The sequence below is a fragment of the Acidovorax sp. Root70 genome (genome assembly GCF_001428225.1).
GTDB lineage: Bacteria > Pseudomonadota > Gammaproteobacteria > Burkholderiales > Burkholderiaceae_C > Acidovorax.
Window position 1 is genome coordinate 211,526 of record NZ_LMHQ01000027.1, and the last position, 11,737, is coordinate 223,262.

The 11,737-nt window shown below is 63.6% G+C and carries 11 protein-coding genes; 2 read left to right on the forward strand and 9 right to left on the reverse strand.

What is annotated here, in order from left to right:
* Window position 1 precedes the first annotated feature (1 nt).
* The 6 genes from ASD94_RS14205 to sucC all read right to left on the reverse strand — a co-directional run bounded on the left by ASD94_RS14205 (window position 2) and on the right by sucC (window position 7,296).
* A complete protein-coding gene (locus tag ASD94_RS14205; RefSeq protein WP_056643978.1) occupies window positions 2–652 on the reverse strand; it encodes an FHA domain-containing protein in 651 nt (216 codons plus the stop codon).
* 41 nt (window positions 653–693) lie between these two features.
* Window positions 694–1,482 (reverse strand): Stp1/IreP family PP2C-type Ser/Thr phosphatase, encoded by a 789-nt coding sequence (locus tag ASD94_RS14210; protein ID WP_056643980.1) that lies wholly within the window; start codon window positions 1,480–1,482, stop codon window positions 694–696.
* Window positions 1,483–1,499: 17 nt separating this feature from the next.
* Entirely contained in the window at window positions 1,500–4,133 is a 2,634-nt protein-coding gene (locus tag ASD94_RS14215; RefSeq protein ID WP_235510670.1) for a CHASE2 domain-containing serine/threonine-protein kinase, read from the reverse strand.
* A 260-nt stretch (window positions 4,134–4,393) separates the two neighbouring features.
* Complete coding sequence (locus tag ASD94_RS14220) at window positions 4,394–5,080, reverse strand: TerC family protein (RefSeq protein WP_056643982.1); 687 nt, start codon at window positions 5,078–5,080, stop codon at window positions 4,394–4,396.
* A 143-nt stretch (window positions 5,081–5,223) separates the two neighbouring features.
* Window positions 5,224–6,120, reverse strand: coding sequence for a succinate--CoA ligase subunit alpha (gene sucD, locus ASD94_RS14225; protein WP_056643983.1), 897 nt, complete (start codon window positions 6,118–6,120; stop codon window positions 5,224–5,226).
* 15 nt (window positions 6,121–6,135) lie between these two features.
* Window positions 6,136–7,296, reverse strand: a complete 1,161-nt coding sequence (gene sucC, locus ASD94_RS14230) for an ADP-forming succinate--CoA ligase subunit beta (RefSeq protein ID WP_056643985.1) — start codon at window positions 7,294–7,296, stop codon at window positions 6,136–6,138.
* A gap of 204 nt (window positions 7,297–7,500) precedes the next feature.
* Here sucC and argC point away from each other — a divergent pair, with 204 nt between their 5' ends.
* A complete protein-coding gene (gene argC, locus ASD94_RS14235; RefSeq protein WP_056643987.1) occupies window positions 7,501–8,433 on the forward strand; it encodes an N-acetyl-gamma-glutamyl-phosphate reductase in 933 nt (310 codons plus the stop codon).
* Window positions 8,434–8,488: 55 nt separating this feature from the next.
* Here the strand turns inward: argC and recX are convergent, their stop codons facing one another.
* Both recX and recA read right to left on the reverse strand, forming a co-directional pair.
* On the reverse strand, window positions 8,489–8,947 hold the full coding sequence (gene recX / locus ASD94_RS14240; RefSeq protein WP_056643989.1) for a recombination regulator RecX: 459 nt from the start codon (window positions 8,945–8,947) through the stop codon (window positions 8,489–8,491).
* Window positions 8,948–9,031: 84 nt separating this feature from the next.
* Window positions 9,032–10,108, reverse strand: a complete 1,077-nt coding sequence (recA, locus tag ASD94_RS14245) for a recombinase RecA (protein WP_056644169.1) — start codon at window positions 10,106–10,108, stop codon at window positions 9,032–9,034.
* A gap of 140 nt (window positions 10,109–10,248) precedes the next feature.
* On the opposite strand from recA, the gene ASD94_RS14250 reads away from it, so the two are divergent.
* Window positions 10,249–10,761 carry a MarR family winged helix-turn-helix transcriptional regulator gene (locus ASD94_RS14250; RefSeq protein WP_056643991.1) on the forward strand — a complete coding sequence of 171 codons (513 nt, stop codon included), beginning with the start codon at window positions 10,249–10,251 and terminating at the stop codon, window positions 10,759–10,761.
* On the opposite strand, the gene ASD94_RS14255 is transcribed toward ASD94_RS14250, so the two are convergent.
* Window positions 10,734–11,681 carry a LysR substrate-binding domain-containing protein gene (locus ASD94_RS14255; RefSeq protein ID WP_056643993.1) on the reverse strand — a complete coding sequence of 316 codons (948 nt, stop codon included), beginning with the start codon at window positions 11,679–11,681 and terminating at the stop codon, window positions 10,734–10,736. The genes ASD94_RS14250 and ASD94_RS14255 overlap by 28 nt on opposite strands.
* Window positions 11,682–11,737 lie beyond the last annotated feature (56 nt).

An 11,737-nucleotide genomic window follows, 5' to 3' on the forward strand; every position in this document is an offset into this window, starting at 1 on the left:
GTCAGCTTTGCTCGAACTGCATCTCGGTGCCCGCCAGCTCCAGGCGATCACCGTGCTTGAGGGGAACCGGCGACGCACCAATGGCTGCGCCATTCAGCAAAGGCATGTCAGGCCCCTCGACATGGGCCAACACAAAACCCTGATGCCGCTTGGTGATGGAGGCCACCGCCACACCGGGCTTGCCGATGGTGGTCACTACCTTCTGGAGCGATACCTCGCGACCTGCAGCAGCGCCGGACATGACCCGGATCACCGCTGAAACCGGGGCCGGCGCAGGCGCCGCCTGGGCGGGCCTGGCAGCTGCCACGGCAGGCGGCACCATGCCAGGCTTGAAGATCATGGTCTTCTCGAAGTTCTGGCCTTCGGCATCTTGCAGGAAGCGGATCTTGTACTTGCCCACCTCCACCGTATCGCCATTTCGCAGCTCCTGGCGCTTGACTGCCTTGGCATTCACATAGGTGCCGTTGGTGCTGCCAAGGTCCTCAATCTCCACATCCTGACCGTCCATATGGAGCACGGCATGCTCTCCGCTCACCGCAAGGTTGTCGATCACGATGTCGTTGTAAGGACGCCGACCCAGCGTGGTCCGCTCCTTGGTCAGCTGCACTTCCTTGATGACGACGCCGTCGATTGAAACGATCATTCTCGGCATGATCTACTCCTGATGTGATGAATTGTTGTGTTTCGGGCCGTTCAAGAGGCCCCTAGCAATCGAGACATGAGGCCGCGTTTTTTGCTTCCTGCGGCAGCCTGCACCAGCAGCACGCTCACGTTATCACGCCCCCCGTTGGCGTTGGCTGTGTCAACGAGCAATGTCGCTTTTTCCTCCAATGGCAGGGGCGCACGCACCAGCTCTGCCAGGTCCGAATCGGACACCATGTCGGTGAGCCCATCGGAACACAGAAGAAACAGATCATGGGGCGCCACCTGGAACTCGTTGACTTCCATCAACACATTGGGCTCCACGCCCAAAGCCCGGGTGACCAGGTTCCGGTTGGAGGACAACGCCGCCTGCTGCGCTGTCAGCAGCCCCGCATCCACCTGCTCTTGCAGCCAGGAATGGTCGCGCGTGATTTGCTGCAGAGCTCCACCACGCAGCCGATAGCAGCGCGAATCGCCGATGTGACCCAAGATCAGGCGGCTGCCGTGGAACACCGCGACCACCAGCGTGGTGCCCATGCCCGCGTACTGCGGATTGGAGAGGGACGCACCCAGGATAGCGTGATTCGCGTTCTCCACGCAAATCTCCAGCGCTCGGCGCACATCGGTGGACTGGGGACTCGTGCCCGCCTGGGCCAGCCAGCGCGCCATTTCAGTACGGATGAAGGTGGTGGCCATGCCGCTGGCCACCTCACCCGCGTTGTAGCCGCCCATGCCATCGGCCAATATCGCGACCTGCGCATCGCGGTCAACAGCTACCGCGTCTTCATTGTTGGAACGCACGCGGCCCTTGTCGGTCCGCGCAGTGAATTCATAGGTCATGGATCTGGAGGTGTGCGTCATGGGGCGCCCGAAATCGGCGAGGCTGCCGCACCCCGCACGGCGGGGGGCTCCATCACGGTTTCCTGAAAATCCGCCATTTCTTGCCCTGATGCATCGCGGTCCGCATCATAGACGACTGGTTCAGGGGTAAAACTGGCATCGCCCGCCATTGCCTGCCGTAGATCCATCGCGAACTGCCGCCCAGTCTGATAGCGGGCCTCCGGGCGCTTCTGCAACGCCATCGCCACGACCTTGGCCGCAGCGGGTGGGAGTTCAGGGCGTAGCTGGCGCACATCGGGCGCCTCCACGTTGGCAATCTTGTGCATCAGCTCGGTCATGGACGCGCCACGGAGCGGCAGCGACCCCGTGAGTAACTGGAACAGGGTGATGCCCAACGAATAGAGGTCCGAGCGCCCATCGACCTTCTTCCCCGCCAGCTGCTCTGGCGACATGAAGCTGGGTGTACCCAGAACCAGCCCCGTGCGGGTCTTGCTCGAATCCGTGATGCGCGCGATGCCAAAGTCGGTCACCTTGACTGCGTCCGTCGCGCTGTCAAACATGATGTTGGCAGGCTTGATGTCGCGGTGCACCACATTGTGAGCATGGGCGTAGTCCAGCGCATCCGCGACCCGGGCCGCAATGGACAGCACTGTGGGCACAGGCAGCAACCGGTCTTGGCCGCAGGCATGGGTCAGGTCTTCGCCCTTGAGGAACTCCATGGCGATGTAGGCGAGGTCGTGCTCCTCGCCGGCATCAAAAATGGTAACGATATTCGGATGCTGCAATCGACCCGCGGTCTCGGCTTCGCGGAAGAAACGGGCGCGCGCATCAATCAAGGCATCGCCTTCAAACTCCTGCCCCAGGGCCAGCGTCTTGATCGCCACGACGCGGCCGATCTTGGGATCCCGCCCCAAATAGACAACCCCCATGGCACCTTTGCCAATCTCGCGGTCGATCTGGTAGCGGCCCAACATTGGCCCCCCCCCCGTGGCGTCGCCTGACAGCCGGGGTAAAGCAGGGTCTGCCTGCGGCACGGAATCCTTCACGCCCAGCGGGGCTTGCGCACCGGTCTGTGCCTGAGCGCGCGCACGCTTGTAGCGGCTGCGCACGTCCTTGTACTGGCGGTCATGGCGAAGGATGTGTTCGTACACCGCCTGGGCCTTGGCGAAGTGGCGCTTGCGCTCGAAATCCTCTGCCAGGTGGTACAGGTTGTCCAGAAGCGCGTTGCTGGGGGGCACCTTGCGCAGGCGCTCAAAGGCCATGTCCAGCTGACCCTGGCCCTGCAGCGCCAGGCCCATCATGCGGTCGGCCTCAGCGGCTTCGGCAGAACGCCCAGAGACTTCGCCCTGCCGTCCGCGGTACAGAATCGCCGCCATGGCCGCTCCTGCCAGCAGCGCCAGCACCGGAAGCAACAACGGGACCCACAGGCCTCCATACCGCAGCAGGGTCCATTCAGAGATGACCAGGGTGAGCGCGAGCGCAGCGCCCGCACCTACCCCCACTGGACGCGCGATGCGCGGCGCCATCGCCCCCACATACAAAACCACCAGCGCCAACACCAGCCAACCCACGGGGGCGGCCCAACCTGGCTCCAACACACCCAACCCGAGGCGGATCGACGACAGGGTTTGTGCCAACACTTCCACCGGATAGACGGCCGGCTCCCCCGATTGCGCTGCCGGACCAGGCAGCGTATCCGCCATTTCACCCACCAGCACGATCTTGCCCCGAAGGCCGCTGGCCGGGGTGGCTCCGCCAAGCACACTGGAGGCAGACCACACAGGGAAAGAGCCCGCACCGTCGGCGGCCATCTGCCAGCGGGGGCGCATTACGGTAGCTGCATTCGTGGGAATGTTCAGCGCCCCCAACCGCAGCCCGCCAGGCGCGTCGGTCACGCGGAGATCACCCAAACCCAGATGCAGGCTGTGTTGCGCCGCCAGCAACGCCAGGGACGGCACCCCGACACTGTCGTAGCGAAGAAGCAGTGGAACCTGGCGCACGCGGCCATCCTGGTCGGGCTCTGCATAAACGTGCCCCACCCCCGCAGCCACAGCGCCCAGCGACGCGATAGGGTGCCGAGCCAATTGCACGGGGGTCGCGGCAACACCTGGATCAGGCACCGTGCTGCGGCGCACGTAAGAGGGCAACGGCGCCGAAGCCCCGGTGCTTTCATAGCGCGAAGCAAGGAACACATTGCCCGCCCGCTGGATGGCTGCAGCCAGGCGCGCATCGCCGTCGAGTGCAGCTTCTGCCTCTCCCACCACACGGCCCAGCTCGGCCGTCAATGCGGTTCCCTCGCCCGCCGCAACGAGGGTTTCGCGGATTTTTCGCAGGTAGCCCAACCCTCTGTCGCTCTGGGGTTGCGCGAATGCGGGAGTATAGATGATGGCCTGGGCGCCAGCCGCTGACAGTCGATCAATGAGCTGCGCGTGAACGTCACGCGGCCAGGGCCAAGGACCGACCGTGGCAAGGCTGGCGTCGTCGATGCCCACAATCACCACGTCGGCCAGCGGGGCGGGGGAGGAAATGCGGACAGCCGCGTCGTAAAGCTTGTGCTCGAGCGTCAGCGATGCGCCCGTGACCGTACACAGGCCCGCGACGACCAGTGCCACCAATCCGCCCCAAAAGCCGTCGGTACGCCATCCATCCATCCGCCGCGCCGAGGTTTTTCGTCCCACTTGCTGTTGTTCCACTCAGTATTGAATGGTTCAAAGCAATATCTGCGCCCATGCTGGCCAAGCACTTCGAGGCCGCAGAATGGCGGTGATTGGCAGCGAATGGGCGATTGCGGTGGAGTGGCGTGTCGTTCTTGTCATGCGATGCGAGACAGGGCGCCACCGCAATGTCATTTTTGTCACCCATGGACCCGCAAGAAGGACCGGACCTTCGTACGAGCCTCCCGCCGCGACCATCAATTGGTCGACGCGCTGCGCGATCCCTTGCGCCAGAACTTGCCCACACCCACCACCAGCGCAGCGCCGAGCGCAGCAGCCACATAGTGCAGCGCGGGATGCGCCACGGCATAGTCGTGCAAGATGGCATCGCTGGCGATGGTTTCGCCACCCACCCAGCCAATCAGTGCGGCACCCAACACCACGATGACAGGGAATCGCTCCATGAGCTTGATCATGAGCGTGCTGCCAAAGATCACCAAGGGAATACTGATGGCCAGGCCCAGCACCAACAGGATCACATTGCCTTGCGCAGCAGCGGCCACCGCGATCACGTTGTCCAGGCTCATCACCAGATCGGCAATCAGGATGGTGCGCACGGCGGCCATCAGGCTGCCATAGGTCTTGGATTCGCCCTCATCTTCCTCGTCGTCGCTGAGCAGCTGAAAGCCGATCCACAGGAGCAGGCACCCCCCCACGATCTGCAGGAACGACAGTTCCAGCAGCTTGGCCGCCACAACGGTCAGCAAGATCCGCAAGACCACGGCAGCGCCCGAGCCCCAGAAGACGGCTTTCTTTTGCTGATGGGGAGGAAGGGACCGGGCGGCCAGCGCGATCACCACCGCGTTGTCACCCGACAGGATGATGTTGATCCAGACGATCTTCACCAGGCCGATCCAAAAATCGGCGCTTTGCAGAAACTCCATGACTGACTCCACTGTTATGAATGCAAGAAGCGCCCGGAACCGGGGTTCCGAGCGCTTCTCTTTTGTAGGAGCCGCCAGTCTAGCGGTCTGCGCCGTGCGCCGCGTCCGTAATTGTGCTTACGAACGGGACGGCGCCAGCCCACTTACTTCAGCTGGGCCTTGAGCAGCTTGCCCAGTTCCGAAGGGTTGCGGGTGATGATGAAGCCCGACTCTTCCATGATGGCCAACTTGGCATCGGCCGTATCGGCGCCGCCAGAGATCAGCGCGCCAGCATGGCCCATGCGCTTGCCGGGAGGGGCCGTCACGCCAGCGATGAAGCCCACGATAGGCTTCTTCATGTTGGCCTTGCACCATTGGGCTGCTTCGGCTTCGTCAGGACCACCGATTTCACCGATCATGATCACGGCGTCGGTATCTGGATCGTCGTTGAAAGCCTTCATCACGTCGATGTGCTTCAAGCCATTGATGGGGTCGCCACCAATGCCCACGGCGCTCGACTGGCCCAGACCCACTTCGGTCAGCATGGCCACAGCTTCGTACGTCAGCGTGCCCGAGCGGGACACCACGCCGATGCGGCCCTTGCGGTGGATGTGACCGGGCATGATGCCGATCTTGATTTCGTCAGGCGTGATCAGGCCGGGGCAGTTGGGGCCCAGCAGCAGGGTCTTCTTGCCGCCAGCCGCTTCCTTGGCCTTCATCTTGTTGCGCACCATCAGCATGTCCTTGACGGGAATGCCTTCGGTAATGCAGATCGCCAAGTCCAGGTCGGCTTCGACAGCTTCCCAGATCGCATCCGCAGCGCCTGCGGGCGGCACGTAGATCACCGACACGGTGGCGCCGGTCTGCTGTGCTGCTTCCTTGACGGAGGCGTAAATCGGGATGTTGAAGATCGACTCGCCAGCCTTCTTGGGGTTCACGCCTGCGACAAAGCAGTTCTTGCCGTTCGCGTATTCCTGGCACTTTTCAGTGTGGAACTGGCCCGTCTTGCCCGTGATGCCCTGGGTGATGACCTTGGTGTCTTTGTTGATGTAGATCGACATGTGTGTTCTCCGGGCTTACTTGACGGCAGCAACGATCTTGGTCGCAGCTTCGGCCATGGTGTCTGCAGCGATGATGGGCAGGCCGGACTCGGCCAGCATCTTCTTGCCCAGCTCTTCGTTCGTGCCCTTCATGCGCACGACCAGCGGCACGTTCAGGTTCACAGCCTTGCAAGCGGTGATCACGCCGGTGGCGATGGTGTCGCACTTCATGATGCCGCCGAAGATGTTGACCAGAATGCCTTCGACCTTGGGGTTCTTCAGCATGATCTTGAAGGCTTCGGTGACCTTCTCGGGGGTGGCACCGCCGCCCACGTCCAGGAAGTTGGCTGGCTCGCCGCCGAACAGCTTGATCGTGTCCATGGTGGCCATGGCCAGGCCAGCGCCGTTCACCAGGCAGCCGATGTTGCCATCGAGGCTAATGTAGGCCAGGTCGAACTTGGAGGCTTCGACTTCGGCAGGGTCTTCTTCGTCCAGATCGCGGAAGGCCACGATTTCGGGGTGGCGGAACAGCGCGTTGGCGTCAAAGTTGAACTTCGCGTCCAGAGCCATCAGGTTGCCCTTGGAGTCGCAGTTCAGCGGGTTGATTTCCACCAGCGACGCGTCGGTTTCCATGTAGCACTTGTAGATCTTGGCGAAGATGTCTACGGCTTGGTCGATGGACGCGCCAGTCAGGCCGATGGCAGCGGCCACCTTGCGGGACTGTGCTTCGGTGATGCCAGCGATGGGGTCGATCATCTCGGTGATGATCTTCTCGGGCGTGGAGTGGGCCACTTCCTCGATGTCCATGCCGCCTTCGCTCGAAGCGATCAGGGCTACCTTCTGGGTAGCGCGGTCGGTCACCAGCGACACATACAGTTCGTTCTTGATGTCGGCGCCGTCTTCAATGTACAGGCGGCGGACCTTCTGGCCTTCTGGGCCGGTCTGGTGCGTAACCAGCTGCATGCCCAGGATGTCGCTGGCGCGTGCCTTCACGTCGTCAATGGTCTTGGCAACCTTCACGCCGCCACCCTTGCCACGGCCACCGGCGTGGATTTGGGCCTTGACCACCCACACGGGGCCGCCGAGTTTTTGAGCAGCTTCCACGGCTTCTTGCACCGTGAATGCAGGGATGCCGCGCGGAACGGGCACACCAAAATTGCGCAAGATTTCCTTGCCTTGGTATTCGTGAATCTTCATGAGGTCTCTCTCAGGGAAGGGTGGTAGTTACCCGTTTACCATGAACAGATGTCTGGCCGCGGGCTTGGGACATGGCAACCCGCGACTGTATCATGCTGCAACGCACCATCCTTGTGCCTGACTGACACCCCGGGCTGGCCTCACGGCCTTCCCACTCCCATTTCCACCCGGCAGACGCTGCCGCCTTTTTGCAGGAGCACCTCCATGTCCAAAGTCTTTATTGATGGCGAAGCCGGTACCACGGGCCTGCAGATCCGCGAGCGCCTGCAGGCCATGCCGCAGATCGAGCTGGTCAGCATTGCGCCCGGGTTGCGCAAAGACCCAGCCGCCAAGCGCGACCTGATCGCAGGCGTGGACCTTGTCATCCTCTGCCTGCACGACGATGCCGCACGCGACACCGTGGCGATGGTGGACGAGATCGAGCGCACCTCGGGCCGCAAGGTCAAGGTAATCGATGCCAGCACCGCCCACCGCACGACCGATGGCTGGGTGTACGGGTTTCCAGAACTCGCAGCATCGCAGGCACAGGCAGTGCGCGAAGCCAGCCGCGTGTCCAACCCCGGCTGCTATGCCACCGGGGCCATTGCCATACTGCGCCCGCTGGTCGATGCGGGCCTGATACCTGCGGACTACCCCTTGAGCCTGCCCTCGGTGTCGGGCTACTCCGGCGGCGGACGCACCATGATCGAAGCCTACGAGGCAGGCACCGCCGCGCCGTATGAGGCCTATGCACTGGGCCTGTCGCACAAGCACATCCCTGAGATCCTGCGCTACACCGGGCTCACACGCCGCCCGGTGTTCATCCCTGCCGTGGGCAACTTCCGCCAGGGCATGCTGGTGCAATTGCCGCTGCACCTGGACCTGCTGCCCGGCGCCCCCAAGGCCAGCGACCTGCACGACGTGCTGGCCAGCCACTACAGCCGCACCAACACGCCCGAGCAGTGGGTGAGTGTGCTGCCGCCCACCGATGATTTGAAGCTGGCGGCCGACACGCTGACCGACACCAACAAGCTGGAGCTGCGCGTGTTTGCCAACGAGCAGTACCGGCAAGCCGTGGTCATTGCGCGCCTGGACAACCTGGGCAAAGGCGCCAGCGGCGCCGCCGTGCAGAACCTGCAATTGATGCTGGGTGTGTAAGCACACCCGAGCCCTTGAGAAGATGAGGAAAAGGCCCCGCAGGTCAGCAGTGCGCTCACCCCTCGTCGGAATCACCGGCGCCCTGTACGGCGCGCCGCGCCACGTCGCCTGAGAACCCCCGCACCAGCAGAAACCGCATCTGCTTGGCGCGGGTTTGGGGGTCGCTTGCGGGCTCGCCAAACTTGCGGCGCCACACCTCGCGGGCACGCTCCAGTTCGCTGCCCTGCAGTTGGGCCACGGCCTGCTGCACGGCCTCGGCGCCCAACCCCTTGGATTGCAACTCCTGCCGGATGCGCGATGCACCCAGGCGGCCGGCGCGCCGGTTCAGCACCGACTCCACGACCCGCGCCTCGCTGATGAAGTCCCGGGCCTGCAGGTCGTCCAGCACGGCGTCCAGGTCTTCGCCCTCTTGCACATGGGGGCTGAGCTTGCGCCGCAGCTCAGCCCGCGAATGTTCGCGCTGGCTCAGCAGCCGCAGTGCACGGCCTTTGAGCGAGAGCGCAGTGAATCCCATGGCTGACCAAACGCTATATTTTCAATAGCTACAGGCGCATATGGAATGTGCGCCTGCAGGCTATTTGGCTTCAAAAACCGGAAATCACTCGTCGGTAGCCGCTGCTGGAGCCTGCAGTGCGCCAGGCAACAGCGCAATGCCCAGCCCTTCGCGCACCTTGTTCTCGATCTCGCGGGCCAGGTCGGGGTTTTCACGCAAAAACTCGCGGGCGTTGTCACGGCCCTGGCCAATCTTCTCGCCGTTGTAGGCGTACCAGGCACCGCTCTTTTCCACGATCTTGGCCGTCACGCCCATGTCGATGATCTCGCCTTCGCGGCTGATGCCTTCGCCGAACAGGATGTCGAACTCGGCCGTCTTGAAAGGCGGGCTCACCTTGTTTTTGACCACCTTGACCTTGGTTTCGTTGCCGATGGCTTCGTCGCCCTTCTTGATGGTGCCGGTGCGGCGGATATCCAGGCGCACGGAAGCGTAGAACTTCAGCGCATTACCGCCGGTGGTCGTTTCGGGCGAGCCGAACATCACGCCGATCTTCATGCGGATCTGGTTGATGAAGATGACCATGCAGTTGGTCTTCTTGATCGTGGCGGTCAGCTTGCGCAGCGCCTGGCTCATCAGGCGGGCCTGCAGGCCGGGCAGGGCATCGCCCATCTCGCCTTCGATTTCGGCCTTGGGTGTGAGGGCTGCCACCGAGTCCACGATGATCAGGTCCACGGCGCCCGAGCGCACCAGGCTGTCCACGATTTCCAGGGCTTGTTCACCCGTGTCGGGCTGGCTGATCAGCAGGTCGGACAGCTGCACGCCCAGCTTCTGGGCGTATTGCACGTCGAGGGCGTGCTCGGCATCGACAAACGCGCAGGTGCCGCCCTGCTTTTGCATCTCGGCCACCACCTGCAGCGTGAGCGTGGTCTTGCCCGACGACTCCGGTCCGTAGATCTCGACCACGCGGCCGCGCGGCAGGCCGCCCACGCCCAGGGCAATGTCCAGGCCCAGGGAGCCAGTGGAGACCACCTGGATGTCCTCGATCACCTCGCCTTCACCCAGGCGCATGATCGTGCCCTTGCCAAACTGCTTCTCGATCTGGGCGAGCGCAGCGGCCAGGGCCTTGGCCTTTTCGGTGTTCACGGGCAATGCGGGGTTGGTGCCTTTGACTGCGACGTCCATGAGAAACTCCTTGAAAAACAACAGGTTGGATGCTTGCATCGCTCTGCGGTTAATCACAGTCTGGATGCTTGAACAGTAGTTTATGCGAGCAATGAAATGCAGATAAAGCGATTTTTAGTCAGTTTGCCTGACAATATCGCATGGCCGATTTTTCTCCTGCCGCCACATCCGTCCCGGGAGCGGATGACCGCTGGCGCCAAACCCACCTGGGCCGCCTGATGGGCAGTGCATTGCGCCGCTTCGACGCGCGGGTGCTGCAGCTCATGGCGCGCAACGTGGAGGTGCCGCTGGCCCTGTCCAACCTGGCGGCGCGCGACCAGGTGACGGCCGCCCATGTGCACATCACGCGCCACCTGGCCTTGCAGGGCGACCGGCTGACCGACCTGGCCCAGCGCGCGGGCATGACCAAGCAGGCCATGGCCAACCTGGTGGACCAGTGCGAGGCCTGGGGGCTGGTCACACGGCAGGCAGACCTGTTGGACGCGCGGGCGCGCCGCGTGTGCTTCACGCCCACCGGCTTGGCGTGGCTGCAAGCGTTCCGCGATGCGGTGGCGCAGGCCGAGGCGGAGTTCCGCGCCGAGGTGGGCCATGACGTAGCCACCGTGGTGGCGATCGGGCTGGAAGCCTACGCGGGTGGCGACACGGGTGCCTGAGCCCCCACCGGCTCGGCGCACGCCAGCAACCATTCCTTGAAGCACTGCAGCGCGTGCAGCTGCGTGCGGCCTTCGGGGTAACAGAACCAGTAGCCCACATCGCTCCGGTAGCCGCCGCGCAGGTCGGCATCGGGCAGGGGCTCGCGCACCAGGCCCGCCGTGATTTCGTCCTGCACCAAGCAGCGCGGCACCAGCGCCAGGCCCATGCCCGCCATCACGGCACGGATCATGGTCTGGAACTGGTCGAACTGCGGCCCTGCCAGCGGGTCGATGAGGCCCTCCACCCCGTGCGTCTCGCTCCAGCGCAGCCAGCCTTCCGGCACGGTCACATGGCGCAGCAGGGTGTAGCGGGCCACATCGCGCGGAGTATGGATGGGCCAGTCGGCCACCTTGGCGCGGGGGGCGATCAGCGCCACCTCGTTGCCCGTGATGTGGTGGGCGTGCGCGCCGGGCCAGTGGCCGTCGCCGAACAGGATGGCGCAGTCCAGCTCGGGCCGGGTGAAGTCGTAGCTGTGCACATAGGGCACAAAGTGCAGCGTGATTTGCGGGTGCTGCTGCTGGAACTGCGGCAGGCGCGGGATGAGCCACTTGGCCGCAAACGTGGGCAGGCTGGACAGGTGCAGCGCACCGCCGCCGTCGTCGCTGGTGATCAGCTCCAGCGTGGCCGCCTCCAGCTGCGCCAGCACGCCACGCACCGCCTTTTCGTAGCGCTCGCCGGCTGGGGTCAGCGCCAGGCGCTTGCGGCTGCGCTCGAACAGCGGCACGCCCACCCAGGTCTCCAGTTCCTTGATCTGCTTGCTGACCGCACTTTGGGTGAGGTGCAAGGCCTCGGCCGCGCGGGACACCCCGCCGAACCGCGTCACCGTGGAAAACGCCCGCAGCAGGTGAAGGGGTGGAGAAAGGCGGCGAAGGGATGACATAGTAAGTAATCAAATCATTCCAAACAGGAATGTTATCAGGCATATCCATTGCTTGG

What these genes read in the sequence shown, in the direction of transcription:
- sucD (WP_056643983.1), bottom strand. Translation starts at nt 6,120, where the DNA reads ATGTCGATCTACATCAACAAAGACACCAAGGTCATCACCCAGGGCATC.
- ASD94_RS14205 (WP_056643978.1), bottom strand. Translation starts at nt 652, where the DNA reads ATGCCGAGAATGATCGTTTCAATCGACGGCGTCGTCATCAAGGAAGTG.
- ASD94_RS14220 (WP_056643982.1), bottom strand. Translation starts at nt 5,080, where the DNA reads ATGGAGTTTCTGCAAAGCGCCGATTTTTGGATCGGCCTGGTGAAGATC.
- recA (WP_056644169.1), bottom strand. Translation starts at nt 10,108, where the DNA reads ATGGACGTCGCAGTCAAAGGCACCAACCCCGCATTGCCCGTGAACACC.
- ASD94_RS14250 (WP_056643991.1), top strand. Translation starts at nt 10,249, where the DNA reads ATGGCCGATTTTTCTCCTGCCGCCACATCCGTCCCGGGAGCGGATGAC.
- ASD94_RS14210 (WP_056643980.1), bottom strand. Translation starts at nt 1,482, where the DNA reads ATGACCTATGAATTCACTGCGCGGACCGACAAGGGCCGCGTGCGTTCC.
- ASD94_RS14255 (WP_056643993.1), bottom strand. Translation starts at nt 11,681, where the DNA reads ATGTCATCCCTTCGCCGCCTTTCTCCACCCCTTCACCTGCTGCGGGCG.
- sucC (WP_056643985.1), bottom strand. Translation starts at nt 7,296, where the DNA reads ATGAAGATTCACGAATACCAAGGCAAGGAAATCTTGCGCAATTTTGGT.
- ASD94_RS14215 (WP_235510670.1), bottom strand. Translation starts at nt 4,133, where the DNA reads ATGGATGGATGGCGTACCGACGGCTTTTGGGGCGGATTGGTGGCACTG.
- recX (WP_056643989.1), bottom strand. Translation starts at nt 8,947, where the DNA reads ATGGGATTCACTGCGCTCTCGCTCAAAGGCCGTGCACTGCGGCTGCTG.
- argC (WP_056643987.1), top strand. Translation starts at nt 7,501, where the DNA reads ATGTCCAAAGTCTTTATTGATGGCGAAGCCGGTACCACGGGCCTGCAG.